Source organism: Micromonospora sp. NPDC048843 (assembly GCF_040649965.1).
Classification (GTDB): domain Bacteria; phylum Actinomycetota; class Actinomycetes; order Mycobacteriales; family Micromonosporaceae; genus Micromonospora; species Micromonospora hortensis.
In genome coordinates, this window is record NZ_JBEZGJ010000007.1 from 27,285 (window position 1) to 42,878 (window position 15,594).

17 protein-coding genes are annotated in these 15,594 nt (G+C 71.2%); 9 read left to right on the forward strand and 8 right to left on the reverse strand.

The features are described from left to right. The first annotated feature begins 4 nt into the window (after window positions 1-4). Entirely contained in the window at window positions 5-1,228 is a 1,224-nt protein-coding gene (locus tag AB0C20_RS03220) for an MFS transporter (protein ID WP_357567186.1), read from the forward strand. Here the strand turns inward: AB0C20_RS03220 and AB0C20_RS03225 are convergent. After that, window positions 1,225-2,382: an FAD-dependent oxidoreductase gene (locus AB0C20_RS03225; RefSeq protein ID WP_357178788.1), complete on the reverse strand. Its 1,158-nt coding sequence runs from the start codon at window positions 2,380-2,382 to the stop codon at window positions 1,225-1,227. The genes AB0C20_RS03220 and AB0C20_RS03225 overlap by 4 nt on opposite strands. A gap of 105 nt (window positions 2,383-2,487) precedes the next feature. Here AB0C20_RS03225 and AB0C20_RS03230 point away from each other — a divergent pair, with 105 nt between their 5' ends. From AB0C20_RS03230 to AB0C20_RS03240, 3 genes are all read left to right on the forward strand, one after another. Beyond that, a complete protein-coding gene (locus AB0C20_RS03230; protein WP_357178785.1) occupies window positions 2,488-3,069 on the forward strand; it encodes a TetR family transcriptional regulator in 582 nt (193 codons plus the stop codon). Window positions 3,070-3,139: 70 nt separating this feature from the next. Beyond that, window positions 3,140-3,688 carry a SigE family RNA polymerase sigma factor gene (locus tag AB0C20_RS03235; protein ID WP_357178782.1) on the forward strand — a complete coding sequence of 183 codons (549 nt, stop codon included), beginning with the start codon at window positions 3,140-3,142 and terminating at the stop codon, window positions 3,686-3,688. Then, complete coding sequence (locus tag AB0C20_RS03240; RefSeq protein WP_357567187.1) at window positions 3,685-4,878, forward strand: hypothetical protein; 1,194 nt, start codon at window positions 3,685-3,687, stop codon at window positions 4,876-4,878. The genes AB0C20_RS03235 and AB0C20_RS03240 overlap by 4 nt, the downstream gene beginning before the upstream one ends. A 29-nt stretch (window positions 4,879-4,907) precedes the next feature. Here AB0C20_RS03240 and AB0C20_RS03245 read toward each other — a convergent pair whose 3' ends face one another. Continuing rightward, a complete protein-coding gene (locus AB0C20_RS03245) occupies window positions 4,908-5,810 on the reverse strand; it encodes a sulfurtransferase (protein ID WP_357567189.1) in 903 nt (300 codons plus the stop codon). Between the two features lie 115 nt (window positions 5,811-5,925). On the opposite strand from AB0C20_RS03245, the gene AB0C20_RS03250 reads away from it, so the two are divergent. Together AB0C20_RS03250 and AB0C20_RS03255 are read left to right on the forward strand one after the other, a co-directional pair. After that, a complete protein-coding gene (locus AB0C20_RS03250; RefSeq protein ID WP_357567191.1) occupies window positions 5,926-6,453 on the forward strand; it encodes a SigE family RNA polymerase sigma factor in 528 nt (175 codons plus the stop codon). Then, complete coding sequence (locus tag AB0C20_RS03255; RefSeq protein WP_357567193.1) at window positions 6,446-7,690, forward strand: hypothetical protein; 1,245 nt, start codon at window positions 6,446-6,448, stop codon at window positions 7,688-7,690. Before AB0C20_RS03250 ends, AB0C20_RS03255 begins: the two co-directional genes overlap by 8 nt. Window positions 7,691-7,776: 86 nt before the next feature. On the opposite strand, the gene AB0C20_RS03260 is transcribed toward AB0C20_RS03255, so the two are convergent. From AB0C20_RS03260 to AB0C20_RS03285, 6 genes are all read right to left on the reverse strand, one after another. Continuing rightward, window positions 7,777-8,223 (reverse strand): hypothetical protein, encoded by a 447-nt coding sequence (locus tag AB0C20_RS03260; protein ID WP_357567194.1) that lies wholly within the window; start codon window positions 8,221-8,223, stop codon window positions 7,777-7,779. Between the two features lie 2 nt (window positions 8,224-8,225). Continuing rightward, on the reverse strand, window positions 8,226-8,993 hold the full coding sequence (locus tag AB0C20_RS03265; protein WP_357567195.1) for an SGNH/GDSL hydrolase family protein: 768 nt from the start codon (window positions 8,991-8,993) through the stop codon (window positions 8,226-8,228). A gap of 173 nt (window positions 8,994-9,166) precedes the next feature. Continuing rightward, window positions 9,167-9,472 (reverse strand): hypothetical protein, encoded by a 306-nt coding sequence (locus AB0C20_RS03270; protein WP_357567196.1) that lies wholly within the window; start codon window positions 9,470-9,472, stop codon window positions 9,167-9,169. Between the two features lie 188 nt (window positions 9,473-9,660). Next, window positions 9,661-10,797, reverse strand: a complete 1,137-nt coding sequence (locus AB0C20_RS03275) for a hypothetical protein (protein ID WP_357567197.1) — start codon at window positions 10,795-10,797, stop codon at window positions 9,661-9,663. A 226-nt stretch (window positions 10,798-11,023) separates the two neighbouring features. Beyond that, window positions 11,024-12,208 (reverse strand): hypothetical protein, encoded by a 1,185-nt coding sequence (locus AB0C20_RS03280; protein WP_357567198.1) that lies wholly within the window; start codon window positions 12,206-12,208, stop codon window positions 11,024-11,026. Then, on the reverse strand, window positions 12,205-12,735 hold the full coding sequence (locus AB0C20_RS03285; protein ID WP_112726603.1) for a SigE family RNA polymerase sigma factor: 531 nt from the start codon (window positions 12,733-12,735) through the stop codon (window positions 12,205-12,207). The genes AB0C20_RS03280 and AB0C20_RS03285 overlap by 4 nt, the downstream gene beginning before the upstream one ends. Window positions 12,736-12,876: 141 nt before the next feature. Between AB0C20_RS03285 and AB0C20_RS03290 the strand changes: the two genes are divergently transcribed. The 3 genes from AB0C20_RS03290 to AB0C20_RS03300 are packed head-to-tail and all read left to right on the forward strand — an operon-like array spanning window position 12,877 to window position 15,593. After that, on the forward strand, window positions 12,877-14,646 hold the full coding sequence (locus AB0C20_RS03290) for a proline--tRNA ligase (protein ID WP_357567199.1): 1,770 nt from the start codon (window positions 12,877-12,879) through the stop codon (window positions 14,644-14,646). Window positions 14,647-14,703: 57 nt separating this feature from the next. Then, the gene (locus AB0C20_RS03295) at window positions 14,704-15,129 is read left to right on the forward strand and encodes a CBS domain-containing protein (RefSeq protein ID WP_030487636.1); all 426 of its coding nucleotides are present in this window, start codon (window positions 14,704-14,706) and stop codon (window positions 15,127-15,129) included. A gap of 35 nt (window positions 15,130-15,164) precedes the next feature. Continuing rightward, window positions 15,165-15,593, forward strand: a complete 429-nt coding sequence (locus tag AB0C20_RS03300; RefSeq protein WP_357567200.1) for a SufE family protein — start codon at window positions 15,165-15,167, stop codon at window positions 15,591-15,593. The last annotated feature ends 1 nt before the right edge of the window (window position 15,594 follow it).

Genomic DNA, 15,594 nt, shown 5'->3' on the forward strand with positions numbered 1-15,594 from the left:
CGGCATGACTTCCTCCGCTCTGGGCCGGGACTTCCGGCTCCTGTGGTCCGCGGCCGTCTCGTCCCGGTTCGGGGACGCGCTGCGTACCCCGGCACTGGCCCTGCTGGCCGCGACGGTGACCCGCGATCCGCGGATCATCGCGGCGGTCACAGTGGCCGGGCAGTTGCCGCCGCTGCTCTTCGGCCTACTCGGCGGCGTGTACGCGGACCGCTGGGACCGCCGTCGGACGATGGCGCTGGTCGACGGGGTACGCGCGGGCGTGGTTGCCGCGCTGGCGGTGGTGGTCGCGCTCAACCGGGTCAGCGTGCTGGTGCTGCTGGTGGCGGCGTTCCTGCTCGCCACGTTGGGCACTCTCTTCGACTCCGCGTCGTTCGCGCTGCTCCCCGCGTTGGTGCCGGCGGACGCGCTGCCCCGGGCGAACGGCCGGCTCCAGGCGGGGTCGGCGGTGGCCGGTGGCTTCCTCGGGGCGCCCGCCGCCGGTGTCCTGTTCGCCGTCGCCCCGGCCGTCCCGTTCGCCCTCGACGCCGTGACCTTCGCGGCGGCCGCAGTGCTCGTGCTGGCCCTCAGTCCGCGTCCCGCCATCACCACAGCGACGGCGCGACGGCGCGGCTCGGTGTGGAGCGAGATCGTCGAGGGGCTGCGTTGGCTGCTGGCGCACCGGACCCTGTGGCGGGTCACGCTGCTCACCGCCGCGAGCAACCTGGCGATCAGCGGAATCATGGCGGTGCTGGTGCTCTACGCGCTGGACGTGCTCCGGGTGCCGCCGGCCGGGTACGGGCTGTTCGCCGCCGCCGCCATCGTCGGGGGCGTGGCGGGGGCGCTCGGGGCGGGGCGGCTCGCCGCCCGGCTCGGCACGGTGCCGGCGCTGCGTGCGGTGCTGGCCGTGGAGACAGTGGCGCTGACCGGCTTCGCGCTGGCTCGGCATCCGGTGTCGGGCGGGATCGCGCTGGCCGTCTTCGCCGGCGGCACCGTGGTGTGGAACAGCCTGTGGGCGTCGTACGGGCAGCGGCACGTCCCGAGCGAGTTGCTGGGCCGGGTCGGTGCGGCCCAGCGGATGGTCGGTCTGCTTACCGCACCGCTCGGGGCGGCGCTCGCCGGATTGGCCGCCGCAGCGTACGGCACAACGCCGGTGGCGGGCGCGGCGGCGGCGACGTTCGCGCTGGTCACCGTCGCCGCGTGGCGGACGCTGCGACCGGCCACGCCCGCTGTGTCGAGCCGCGCGGGCTAGCCCGGCGTCCGCTCCCGGTGCGACAGCCCGGACAGGCGCAGCGCGATGCGTCGGCGGGCCGGTGGGACGGCACCGAGCAGCCGGAGCAGCACGTCGCGGGCGGGCCGACGAGCCGGGGAGACAGCGGCCATCCTGGTCAGCCCGGCGGCGAAGCTCAGCACGTCCTCGGCCATCGGCCGCTGCCGGGCGGTGTAGTCGTCGAGCAGCGTCTCTGGGCCACCGTCGAGCACGTCCGCCACTGCGGTGCCGAGCGCTACCGCGTCGCAGATTCCGAGGTTCATGCCCTGCCCACCGGCCGGGCTGTGCACGTGCCCCGCGTCGCCGGCCAGCAGCACCGGCCCGGCCCGGAAGGTGTCGGCGATCCGGTGGTGCACCCGGAACCGGGAGCCCCAGAGCACCTCGGTCACCCGGTCGGGTCGTCGCGCCGGGCCGCGCTCGTCGAGCAGCGCCTGGAGGTAGGCCGCGTCCGGTTCAGCCGGGGCGCTCGCCACGGCGGCGACCAGCCGGACCACCCCGCCGGGCAGTGGTGCCCAGACCAGCGGCCCGGGGCGGGCGAGGAAGAGCGCCGCCTCGTCGCGGGGCAGCACGCTGCGCACCCGCACGTCGGCGAGCACGAAGGACTCCTCGTCGCTGTCGCCGGTGAAGCCGATGCCGGCCAACTGCCGGACCGTGCTGTGCAGGCCGTCCGCACCAACCACGAACCGGGCCCGCAGCGCCTCGTCGTCGACCTGCGCGAGCATGCCGTCACCGGCCTGGCTCAGCCCGGTGAGCTTGCACGGCCGTCGTACCTGGACACCGAGTTCCGCCAACTTCTCGGTGAGCACGGCCTCGGTGACCGCCTGGGAGACCAGCAGCGCGTAGGGGAAGCGGGATGGCAGCTCGTGGAACGGCACGGACAGCAGCACCCGGTCCCGGTCGCGCACCGTGAAGCGCGGCGTCCGCACCGCCTGGGCGATCAGCGGCGCCGCGGCGTCGATCCGGTCCAGCACCTCCAGGGTGTACGCGTGCACGACAGCGGCGCGGGAGGTCGTCGGCGGCGCGGCCATCCGGTCCAGCACCGTCACCTCGACCCCGCGCCGGGCCAGCGTCAACGCGGTGGCGAGACCGGTGGGGCCGGCGCCCACCACCAGGACGTCGGTGCTCGTGGGCAGCATGGCCACCTCCAGAAACCGTTGCCAACACCTGTTGGCAAACATGTGTTGGCAACGCTAGGGCCACCTGGATTGCGTGTCAACACTTGTTGGCCTACGGTCGTTGGCATGACGCCGTCCGCGCAGTCGACCCAGCCCCGCCGCTCCGACGCCACCCGGGCGGCGATCCTGCGAGCGGCCCGGGAACGGTTCGCCGCGGACGGCTACGAGCGCGCCACGATCCGGGCCATCGCCGCCGACGCCCAGATCGACCCGTCGATGGTGATGCGCTACTACGGCAGCAAGGAAGGGCTCTTCGCGGCGGCGGCCGAGTTCGACCTACGCCTGCCCGACCTGACCTCGGTGCCGCCCGCTCGACTCGGTGAGGTGCTGGTCCGGCACTTCCTCGCCCGCTGGGAGGGCGACGAGACCCTGGTGGCACTGCTGCGGGCCGCCAGCACCAACCCCGGCGCTGCCGAACGCATGCGCGGCATCTTCGCCGACCAGCTCACCGCCGCCGTTGCCACGTTCGGCAGCGACCCGACGCTGACCGCCCGACGGGCCGGCCTGGTGGCCAGTCAGATCCTCGGCCTCGCCTTCACCCGGTACATCGTCCGCCTGCCGCCCATGGTGGACACCACGCCGGACGAGATGGTCGCCTGGATCGCGCCGACGCTTCAGCGCTATCTGACCGGAACGCCGCCGAGCTGACCCAACCTTTTGCCGCCTCCCGTGCGTCTGCCAGGTGACGCGTACAGCACGACGGCCGGGAGGGGGGCGGATGGCGCCGACGAGGGACGACGGACGCGACGGCTACCTCGCCTTCGTGGAGAACCACCAGCACCGGCTACTCCGCGCGGCCTACCTGATCTGTGGCAACCGGCATCAGGCCGAAGACCTCCTCCAGGACGCGCTGCTCAAGCTGGCGCTGCGCTGGTCCTCGGTCCGCGACGGCGACCCCTCCGCGTACGTGCGGGCCATCCTCTACCGCGACTCGGTGTCGTGGTGGCGTCGCCGACGGCGGGAATGGCTCAGCGCCGCACCGCCGGACCAGGTGGCCCACGACCGTGACGGCGCGTTACGGCTGACGATGCACGACGCGCTGGGCCTGCTGCCACCGCGCCAGCGGGCCGTGCTGGTGTTGCGCTACTACGAGGACCTGACCGAGGTCGCCACCGCCGAGGCGCTCGGGGTGACGGTCGGCACCGTGAAGAGCCAGTGCCATGCGGCGCTGCGCCGACTCCGCGAGGTCGCCCCGGACCTCGCCCGCGATGCCCGGCCGAGCCGAGGCTCGGCCGATCTGGCCAGCGGCCTGGAGGTGAACCCGTGAACGAGCAGGACTTGCGTCGGCTGCTGACCGTCAGCGTCGAGGACGTGCTCCCCAGCCAGCCGGCCACCGCCGGATGGGATCGGGCGCGGCGTACCCGGCGTACCCGGCGGGCCGTCGCAGTGGTCGCCCTGGCCGTGGTGCTGGTCGGTGGCGGCACGGTGGCGGCGCTGCGACCGCCCACCGACCCGGCGCCGGCCCCTCCGGTCGGCCCCACTGTCACCCCGACCGTCGACCCCTCCCACGCGGGTCCAGTGCAGAAACCGCCCGCCGAGCTGACCTACCCGCCCGATCCGTTGGCCAAGCTCGGCGACCCGGCGACAGTGCCGCTCTCCGAGCGACCGGTCCAGCAGGCACTGGCGCTGTTCCAGCCGGTTGACGAGGAGTATCACGCCGACGGCCCGGTGCGGGTGCTCGGCAACGACGGCGTGGTGCGCAGTCTGGATGTGGTGACGCTGGCACCGACCCGGGACGCGGGCGGTAACGAGGCGCCTGCGCTGAAGCCGGGAGTGCTGTCGCCGGACGGCCGGTCGGCAGCGTTCGCGCAGACCAAAGAGCTGATCATGATCGACCTCACCACGGCGGCGGTCCGCCGGATACCGCTCGACGGCTACCTGGAGTTGGTGGTGTGGGCCCACGACCGGGTACTGGTCGGAGGCGACGACCGGACGTACGCGGTGGACCGTGTCACCGGGGCGGCCAGCACGATCGACGTGTCGACCTGGGAGTTGATCGCACCCGACCCGGCCGCCGGCCGCGAGGCCCCGTTGATCGACGTCTACGGCGAACGGACCAGCCTGAAACTACGCAGCCGGACCGCCCGGGAGGGCGAACTCCGCTCCGAACAGCCGGTAAACACCTCGGCGCTGCCCTCGCCCTATCAGGTCAACGAGTTCTACGGCCGGGGCTGGCTGCACGGCGAGCGCCTGGCGCGGGCGGCCTGGATCACCAGCAGCGAGATCGACGGCGCCGAGGGGGCGGCAGTGCTGGACGCGCGGACCGGCGCCGTGCTCCACCTGCTCGACCTGGGCCGGGAGCGCGGCAAGGGCTGCTGCGAGGTGCTGGGCTGGGACAACAAGGGCGCGGTGCTACTCCGACTGGAACCGGCCGCCCTCGCCCGCTGGCACCCGGAGACCGGCGAGATCACCGGCATCGTCGGCGACCTGCGCGGCGTGTTCGCACTCGCCGGCTGACAAGGTTCTCAAGGTGATCGAGGATCTGGTCAGACTGCCAGGCCGCCGGGCTGGTCGCCCTTGACGACTGGTGCCCGGACCAGGTTGCCCCACTCCGTCCACGAGCCGTCGTAGTTGCGCACCTGCGGGTAGCCCAACAGGTGCCGCAGCACGAACCAGGTGTGGCTGGACCGTTCACCGATCCGGCAGTACGCGATCACGTCGTCGTCCGGGCTCAGCCCGAGCTGGTCGGCGTAGATCGCCTTCAGCTCGTCGGCGGACTTGAACGTGCCGTCCTCGTTGGCGGCGGACTTCCACGGCTTGCTGAGCGCGCCCGGGATGTGTCCACCGCGCAGCGCACCCTCCTGCGGGTAGTCCGGCATGTGCAGCATCTCGCCGGTGTACTCACCCGGCGACCGGACGTCGACGAGTGGCCGGCCGGAGGCGACGTGCGCCATGACCTGCTCACGGAAGGCCCGCAGCGGCGCGTCGTCGCGCAGCGGCACCGGATAGTCGGCGCGCGGGCGAGCCGGCTTGTCGCGGGTCACCTCGCGTCCCTCGGCGATCCACTTCTGCCGGCCACCGTCGAGCAGTCGGACATCGGCGTGACCGAAGAGCGTGAAGACCCAGAGGGCGTACGCGGCCCACCAGTTGAAATTGTCGCCGTAGAAGACGATCGTGTCGCCCCGGCCGATGCCCTTCGCGGCACACATCTCGGCGAAGCTCTTGGCGTCCAGGTAGTCCCGGGTCACCTGATCGTTCAGCTCCAGGTGCCAGTCGACCTTGACTGCACCGGGAATGTGACCGGATTCGTAGAGCAGCACGTCCTCGTCGGACTCGACGACGACGAGGCCCTCGTCGCCCAGATGCTCGGCCAGCCACTCGGTGGTGACCAGCCGCTGCGGGTCCGCGTACGACTGGAGGCGGGGATCGGGATCGTTCGGCACAGACATGATCCCCAAGGTACGCCGCAACACTGCCCTCCGACTGACCATCGGCGATCGGGCGCAGCGGATGCGACGCTTCACACGTGACAGCGGCGAGACCCGCCGACCTCTGAGGATCGACATGACCCAACGGCACCGGACCGCACCGCCTCGGGTCGTCCCGCCACCGCTGGACTTCACCGACTTCTATCAGGCGCACTTCCACCGGATCGCGGTGCAGCTCTATGCCTACCTCGGCGACCACGCCGAGGCGCAGGACCTCACTCAGGAGGCGTTCTGCCGGGTGCTGGAGCGGTGGGATCGGATCAGCGGCTACGGCGACCCCTCCGGCTGGGTGCGCCGGGTGGCCTGGAATCTCGCCACGAGCCGGCTGCGCCGACTGCGGACCGCCATCAATCATCTGGCCAGGCAGCGGGCAGAGCACATACCCGGACCGGAACCCGACCGGGTGGCGCTGACCCGAGCATTGGCCACCCTGCCGACCGTCCAGCGGCGCGCAGTCGTGCTGTACCACCTCGCGCACCTGAGCGTCGCGGAGATCGCCGGCCAGTTGGGCGTTCCGGAAGGCACCGTTCGCTCCTGGTTGTCCCGGGGACGGGCGGCACTGGCCACGTACTTCACCGAGCGGCAGGAGGCCAACCGTGCGTAACGTCGCTCTGGAGGAGATGTTCGCCGATTTCGAGGCGGATACTAGAACCACTCTCCGACCCCCCGGCACTCCCGACGCCCAGCGGCGGGTACGCGACCGCCGACGTCGCCGCCGAGGTCTGCTGGCTGGCGTCGCCGCGATCCTGCTGGCCGGCCCGGCCGGCGCGTTCGCTGTCGCTGGACGGGATGTCGACCGCCAGGAACCCGCTCCCGCCGAGTCGGCCGACCCGAGGCTCGTTGAGCGGAAGATCGGCCTCCCGCAGGGGGTCGGCGTGTTGGTCGACCTCAGCTTCGTCAACGCCCAGCACGGATGGGCGCTCTTTGACACCTGCGGTACCACCGCGCCGCCGGAGGGCCTCGACTGCCGACTCACCTTCGCCCGGACCACCGACGGCGGCATCGTCTGGACCATGTCCGGACGCCCCCCAACCCAGCGCCCCGGCTCATACCTGCTTCCGCTGGACGACCGCACGCTCACGGTGGTCATGGATGACGGCTATTACGTGACCACCGACGGAGGGACGACGTTCACGACCTACCCGTTGAGCTCACCACCACCTGTGACCCAGCAGGCAAAAGCCACGGCCAGCGGATTTGCCATTCGATGCCCATCGACAGGCGGGGTGCCGGGCGTGAATTGCAAACGACGGCAGCTAGAGCGAGTCGGCTCGGGCGCGGTCCGGCCGCAGCCCCCGGTGGCCCTCGCTCAGGAGAGCACCGTTGGGTTGATCGAGGGGGGTGACGGGCGACTCTGGCTGTCGGTACGCGAGAGGGACAAGCTCTCTGTCCTGGTCAGTGCCGACAAGGCGGCGACCTGGCGACTGCTGCCGGCCATCGAGGGGGCGCACCAGCTGATGGTCTCACCGGACGGCCGCGACGCCTGGCTGACCACCGTCGCCGAGTCCGAGTTCGGCACGGCCAGTCTCAAGAACGTGTGGCGCCTTGCCGGAGACCGGTGGGAGCCGGGACCTGGGTTACCCGACGACACTCGCACCGCTGCCGCGATGAACGGCGGAATCCTTGCCGTCACTGGGGCGTTCGGCGGCTTCGGGTTCTGGGTCGAAGGCCGCTACGTTGACGCGCCCGAGCTGCGTGCTGCGACCCTAACGGGCACCGACAGCCCGCATGAGCCCTCGATCGAGGTACTGCCGGACGACACCGTGGTCGTCAGCATGGCGGCCGCGGCGATCATCGGTACCGGTTCTGGCACCACGCGCACGTGGACTCGGATTTCCTGATCCGAAACGCCGCCGACGGGCGTGAGCGAGCCGCTCGGGCACGCCGGTGGGCCGCGGTTCAAACCGCTGCGGCCCGTGCTGCGCGGTCAGGCGCGGCGGTGACCGATCCGACCGGCGACCACTGTCACCAGGCAGTCGCCGCCGGCATCGTGGACCGCCAGGTCGGCGCGCCCGCCCGGGAGCAGCACCGGCGGCACGGCTGTGGACAGCACCAGCAAATCGGTCTTGTCGGCGGCGGTCCGCAGGGCGGGGTCGGCGAGGTGTTCCGCCAGCACCGCCGTCACCCCGGTACGCAGCAGCGCGTGCACCCGCTCACGCGGCGTCGGCGCGGGAGGCAGCGGACCGTCGTGCAGCAAACCCGGCCCCAGCGTGCCGGGCCAGCGGCGAACCCGGGCGTTGGCGTACGCCGAACTCAGCTCGGCCAGCGGGCCGACGGCCTCGATCCGGTCACCACTGACCAGCACGGCGTGGTCGGGCAACGACTCGCCGTCCCGGTCGCGGCGCAGCAGGGCCGCGGTGTGCAGGGTGATCATGCTCAGTCGACGAGCGGGCCGAGTTGCGGGCGCTTCGCCGTCACAGTGTCGCCGGACGACCGGCCGGTCAACCTCCGCTTCACCCAGGGGGCGAGGTACTGACCGGCCCACCGCAGGTCGGAAGCGCGGGCGGCCAACCACGGCGACGGCGACGGGTGCGGCGGGACCATCAGCCACTCCTCGTCGCAACCAACCCCGAGGGCGTTCAACACCTGCCCGGCGACCCGGCGATGCCCGGCCGGGGAGAGGTGCAGCCGGTCGGTGCTCCAGAGCATGGGGTTGAGGAACGTGTCGTCCGCGTACAGGTCGACCATGATGGCGCCGTGCCGCTCGGCGGTCTCACCGACCGCCTGGTTGAGCAGCTGCACCCGGGGGGCGACGAGGCGTTGGCCGGGGAGTCGGGCCATCACGTCCGCGAACCGGAAAAGGAGGACGTCCGCGCCACCCGAGCGCAGTTGCCGAACCACCTCGTCGAAGCGGGCGACAAGCGTGTCCGGGTCGAAGGTGCGCCGCAGCACATCGTTGCCGCCGGCCGCGAAACTGATCAGGTCCGGCTTCATCGCCACGGCGGAGGGCACCTGCTCGGCGACCACGCTGGGGAAGAGCCGGCCGCGGATGGCCAGGTTCGCGTACCGGAAGTTGGGCCCCGCGTCGGCGGCGAGCCGGGTCGCCACCAGGTCCGCCCAGCCCCGGAAGGTCCCGTCCGGGTACGCGTCGTCCATACCCTCGGTGAAGCTGTCCCCGACCGCGACAAAACTGCGCCAGCGCACCCGCGCCTCCCTCACGCCACTCGTTGCCTGCGGCGACCAGTCTGTCACCGCGGCAACGCCCGGCACCGCCCCGAATCCACTACGTGTCGGAGGTCATTGCACAAACGACGGGCGGGACCGGCCACCCCCGTGAGTGGCCGGTCCCTCGTACCCGGTGACGCTGCACCGGGAGTTCAGCCCAGCAGACCACCCCACGGCTGGCCGGCAGGCACCGACGCGGTGGCCAGCACCCGGCCGCTGGCGGCGTAGCGGACCAGCCGGTACGCCGGCGCGCCGTCGGCCGGTGTCGCCGCATTGACCTGCACCACCAAGCCGCCGTCGGCCAGGACGACACCGTCGATGGCTTCGCCGTGCCCGGTCGGCTGCTTCCACGCCGGGTCCAACGGCGCCAGCTCGGTGACGGCCCCGCTGACCGCGTCGAGCCGGTAGTTGCGGAACCGCTCGCTGCACCCTTTGTGGAGGCTTGCGGTGCCTGACACCAACCAAGACGAGCGCCCGGCCATGGCGAGTTGCCGCCGCGGCGCGCTACTACCTGACAGTCGGATCCGCTCGCACCGGCAACCTTTTCCGCAGTTCACCGACCGTGATCAACACCGACTGACCGGCGGTGCGCAGACGCGGAAAGGGCGGGCCACCCGAAGGTGACCCGCCCAACTCGCACTGATCGTCAGTCGACGACCGCCAGGATCTGCTCGTCCTTCAGACTCGCCGGCTCGGCGGTCTCGGAAACCTTCTTGCCGTCCCCGTCGACCAGCAGCACCGCGTACCCGCTGCCGGCCTCTACCCGCACGACCATCGAGCCGTCCGACTGGAAGTAGACCTGGTGCAGGGTGCGCCCACCCAACGGCAACGAGACCTGCTTGCCCGTACGGGTGTCCAGCACCACGTTGGCCCGCAGATCACGCGCGAGGTTGCCGTCGTCCTCACCGAGTTTCATCCGCAGCAGGGCGATCCGGGAGCCGTCCGGGGAGAGACTAGCGATGTCGTTGCTGTGCCAACCGTCGCGGGAGAAGCCGGGGATGGCTCGCTTCTTCGTGCCGTCCGTGCCGTAGAGCACGACCCCGGCATCGACCGTGACCCCGACATCGGTGGTCATGGCGATGGTCTTACCGTCCGCCGACCAGACGGCATGGCAGGCCGAAGGTTCGGTGCGCCACCAGCGCACCGTCCTCTTCTCGGAGCGCGTATCCAATAACCCGAACCGGCCATGACCACCGCCTGGCAAATCCACGCGGAACAGCAACTGCCGCCCGTCTGGGGACCAGGCCGGAGTGACGCAGTACGGATCCACCTCCGAGCGCATCTTCTGCTTGTTCGACCCGTCGACGTTGGCGATGTAGAGGTCGCCGCTGTCCTCGGCATCCTCGCCCGACCAGGCCACCCGGCGGCCATCCGGCGACACGTTCACATTGAGGATCGCTGCTGTGTGCGGCAGCTCCATGAGTCGCACCGGGCTCTCACCCGGACGCCATGACCGCAGATTCCCGTTCTCGCCGACGGGGTTCCTGGCGGGGCCGTAGAAGAGCTTTCCGATCCGCACGGACGGGGTGTTCGTGCTGGACCCGCCGCTGGGTGGGGCGCCGGGAGTGCCGCCGGTGCCGCCCGTGCCGGCGGCCGAGGTGTCGCCGTTCGCGGGAGCGGCGGCGGTGGCCGATTCGGCCGGAGCGGGCGCGGTCTTCGGATCGGCGGTACCGCAGGCCGCCGCACCAAATGCCAGGAGCAGCAGGGCAGCCGTACCGGCGAGCGCACCGGAACGACGGACCGAGGCGGGACGGGTGGTGTGGGTGAACGGGCCGGAGTTCATCGTGTTCATCCTTTGCGGAGGCTTACGGTGCCTGACACCACCCAAGACGAGCGCCCGGCCGTGGCGAGTTGCCGCCGCGGTGCGCTACTACCTGACAGTCGGATCCGCTCGCACCGGCAACCTTTTCCGCAGTTCACCGACCGTGATCAACACCGACTGACCGGCGGTGCGCAGACGCGGAAAGGGCGGGCCACCCGAAGGTGACCCGCCCAACTCGCACTGATCGTCAGTCGACGACCGCCAGGATCTGCTCGTCCTTCAGACTCGCCGGCTCGGCGGTCTCGGAAACCTTCTTGCCGTCCCCGTCGACCAGCAGCACCGCGTACCCGCTGCCGGCCTCTACCCGCACGACCATCGAGCCGTCCGACTGGAAGTAGACCTGGTGCAGGGTGCGCCCACCCAACGGCAACGAGACCTGCTTGCCAGTACGCGTGTCCAGCACCACGTTGACCCGCAGATCGCGAGCCCCGTCGCCGGGATCCCCATCCGGCTTGTGCCGCAGCAGCGCGACCAGCGAGCCATCCGGGGAGAGACTGACGACGTCGTCGGTCTGCCACCCGTCTTCGGAGAAGCCGGGGACGACTCGCCTCTTCGTGCCGTCCGTGCCGTAGAGCGTGACCCCGTAGTCGATGGTCATGGCGATGGTCTCACCGTCCGCCGACCAGACGGCATTGCATGCCTCGAAATCTTCGAATTCAGTGGTCCACCACCGCACGGTCTTTTCCGCCGAACGCATGTCCAGCATGCCGAACCGACCGGGTCCACCCCGTTCTGCCAACTCGCGGAACAGCAACTGCCGCCGGTCCGGCGACCAGGCCGCACCGACGCAATACGCACTGACATTCGAGCGGATCTTCTGCTTGTTCGAGCCGTCGGCGTCGGCGACGACAAGGTCGTTGTTGTCCTCTGCCCAAGCCACCCGGTGGCCGTCCGACGAGACGCTCATCTTGCCCCTGAACGCGATATCGGGCAGTGCGAGAAGCCGTGTCGTACTGCCGCCGGGGCGCCAGGACCGTAGGTTCGCGGTCGTGGCCTCGGCTATTTCGGCGGGGCCGTAGAAGAGCTTGCCGAACTGCACGGACGGTGTGTTCGTGCCCGTCCCGCCGCTGGGTGGGGCGCCGGGGGTGTCGCCGGCGCTGGTGGAGGGCGTCGGGGTGGGGGACGCCGACGGCGTCGGAGTCGCGGTGACCGACGGGGTGTCGGCCGGCAGCGGGGTCGGGGACTGGTCCGGTCGGATGGCGAAGGCGGTACCGGCCGCCGCGGCGATCAGCAACAGCGCGGCTGCCGACGTGGCCACCGCCCGTTGGATGCCGAGCCGGCGGGACGTACGCAGGGTCCGGTCCCGCAGGTCGACCGAGGTGACCTCGTCGGCCAGGGCGGTCAAGTCGAGCCGGAGGCGCTGGTCGTTCATCGGGTACTCCCTTCCAGGACGTACAGCTCGGCGAGTTCGGGTGCGACGGTGCGCAGCCTGGCCAATGACTTGGCCGTCTGGCTCTTCACGGTGCCGATCGTGACGCCGAGCAGGTCCGCCGCCTCCGCCTCGGTGCGGTCCTCGAAGAACCGCAGCACCAGCACGGCACGTTGCTTCGGGGAGAGCTTCGCCAGTGCCGCCCGCAGGGTGAGCCGCAGACTGGTCTGGTGGGCGTGGTCCGGGGCCGAGTCGCCTCCGCGTGGCTCGGGCAGGTCGCCCGGCATCGACTCGGGTACCCGGCGCCGACGCCACCAGGACACCTGTAGGTGGTACATGGTCTTGCGGGTGTACGCCTCGGCGTTGCCGCTGTGATGCAGGCTGTTCCAGGAGCGGTGGGTCCGGGCCAGGGCCGACTGGACGAGGTCCTCGGCCAGGTGCTGGTCGCCGGTGAGCAGGTAGGCCGAGCGCAGCAACGCTGGCGTGCGGGTACGGACGAACGAGTCGAACTCACTCAGCAGAGGGTCCACACGGGCCAATCCTTCAGGTCGGGGTACGAGGACTTGGTGTCCTTGCAGACGCCAGCAACGGTGCCGATGGTTGCCGGCATCGGGTCCGGCTCGGATCGAAATGGATCGCTCATCCTGCCGCACCGGCCGTAGGCTGCGCGGATGCTGCTACGCATGTCGACCCTGTTGCTGCGGACCCTGCGCGAGGATCCGGCCGACGCGGAGGTGCCGAGCCATCGGCTGCTGCTGCGCGCCGGCTACATCCGTCGTGCCGCACCGGGCGGCTACACCTGGCTGCCGCTGGGCAAGCTGGTGCTTGATCGGATCACTGAGGTCGTCCGCGCCGAACTGGTGGCGATCGGCGACCAGGAGGTGCACTTCCCGGCGCTGCTGCCCGCCGAGCCGTACCGCACGAGTGGCCGGTGGACGGAGTACGGCGACGACATCTTCACCCTCGCCGACCGGCGCGGTGCCGAGCACCTGTTGGCGCCCACCCACGAGGAGATGGCGGCGCTGCTGGTCAAGGACCTGTTCGCCTCGTACCGGGACTTCCCGGTGACGCTGTTCCAGGTGCAGACGAAGTTCCGCGACGAGGCGCGGCCTCGGGCCGGGTTGCTGCGCGGCCGGGAGTTCCTGATGAAGGACGCGTACTCCTTCGACCTCGACGACACGGGGCTGCGGGAGGCGTACGGGCGGCATCGCGCCGCGTACCGGCGGATCTTCGACCGGTTGGGGCTGGACTACACGGTGGTGCAGGCGATGTCCGGCGCGATGGGCGGCTCCGCGTCGGAGGAGTTCCTGGCGGCGACGCCGGTCGGCGAGGACACCTTCGTCGGCTGCACCTCCTGCGATTTCGCGGCGAACACCGAGGCGGTGGCCACCCGGGTGCCGAGCGTCGGCGACCCGAGCACGCAGCCCGCCGTCGAGGTGCACGACACTCCGGAGACTCCGACGATCGCCAGCTTGGTGGCGTTGGCCAACGTGCGACGGTTGGGCGGTCGGGACGGCTGGACCGCCGCCGACACCCTGAAGAACGTCGTGTTGTCAGTTCGTCAGCCGGGTGCCGATCGAGCCGAGCTCCTGGTCGTCGGGCTGCCCGGTGACCGGGAGGTCGACCTGAAGCGGGTCGGTGCCGCACTGCACCCCGCGCAGGTGACCGTCTTCGAGGAGTGGGCCGAGCATCCGGAGCTGGTTCGTGGCTACATCGGCCCGCAACTGCTCGACAAGCTGGGCATCCGCTACCTGGTCGACCCTCGGGTGGTGGCCGGGTCTGCCTGGCTGACCGGGGCTAACGAGCCGGGCCGACACGCGACCGACGTGGTGTGCGGACGGGACTTCACACCCGACGGCACCATCGAGGCGGCCGACGTCCGCGCCGGCGACCCCTGCCCGGGGTGCGAGGCGGGCGAGCTGACCATCCGGCGGGGCATCGAGATCGGGCACATCTTCCAGCTCGGCCGCCGCTTCACCGACGCCTTCGCTGTCGACGTGCTCGGGCCGGCCGGCAAGCCGGTGCGACCGACGATGGGCTGCTACGGCATCGGGGTTTCCCGGGCGGTGGCGGCCGTGGCCGAGCAGCACCACGACGACCGGGGACTGGTCTGGCCGGCGGCGGTCGCGCCGTGTGACGTACACCTGGTGGTTGCGGGCAAGGGCCCGCAGCTCGACGCGGCGCTGGAGCTCGGCGGGCGTCTCGCCGCCGCCGGCCTGCGGGTGCTTGTCGACGACCGCACGCACGTCTCGGCCGGGGTCAAGTTCACCGACGCCGAGCTGATCGGCATCCCCCGGGCCGTCGTCATCGGCCGCCGGCTCGCCGAGGGGTACGTCGAGCTGCGCGAGCGGGCCGGCGACGGGCGCACCGAGCTGCCGTTGGACGGTCTGGTGGATCGACTCGTCCACGAGGTACGCCAGGTTCGTGCGAGCCTGGTGTAGCTGCCGCGTCACTGGGTAGTGCTGTCTGATCGGGTGGAAACGTCTTCGGAGGCTCTCATGACCGGTTACCGGGTCAGTGACGTGATGACCAAGCAGGTCGTGTACCTGCCGGCCGAGACCACCCTGGACGAGGCGGCCAGGGTGATGAAGGAGGCCGACATCGGTGATGTGGTGGTCACCGACGGCGCCAGCCTCGCCGGCATGCTCACCGACCGCGACATCGTGGTGCGGGCCGTGGCGGAGAACAGCTCCCCCGCGGCCACCACCATCGGCTCGATCGTCACCCGCGAGGTCGTCATGATCGAGCAGCACTGCACTGCGGGTGAGGCGGCGGCGCTGATGCGGGATCGGGGCATCCGACGGGTGCTGGTCTGTGACAGTGACCGCAAGCTGGTGGGGATCGTCTCGCTCGGTGACCTGGCCATGCAGCTCGACCCCACCAGCGCGCTCAGCGAGATCAGCGAGCAGTCACCCACCGTGTGACAGGGGCCCCGGCACGACGGCGGTAGCCTCGACGCATGGCTGACATGCCGGCCCGACTGGCCGAGATCGTCGACGAATTCGCCACCGCGCCGCCCGATCTGGTTCTGGAGCTGCTCCTGGAGTACGCGGACGTCCTCCCGGCGCTACCGGATGGCACCGCGGAGCGCGAGGGCATGGAACAGGTGCCCGAGTGTCAGACGGCGTTCTTCCTGCGCGCCCGGGTGACCCCGGAAGGCACTGTGGAGACGCTCTTCGACTGCCCGCCGGAGGCACCCACCACCCGGGCGTTCGCCGGAATCCTCGCCGAAGGGCTGGCGGGGGCGAGCGCCGAGCAGGTGCTGGCCGTGCCGGACGACCTCTACCAGCGGATGGGGCTGGCCCAGGCGATCAGCCCGCTGCGGATCCGTGGCGGCACGGCGATCCTGGGCCGCCTCAAGCGGCAGATCCGGGAACAACTCGCCTGAC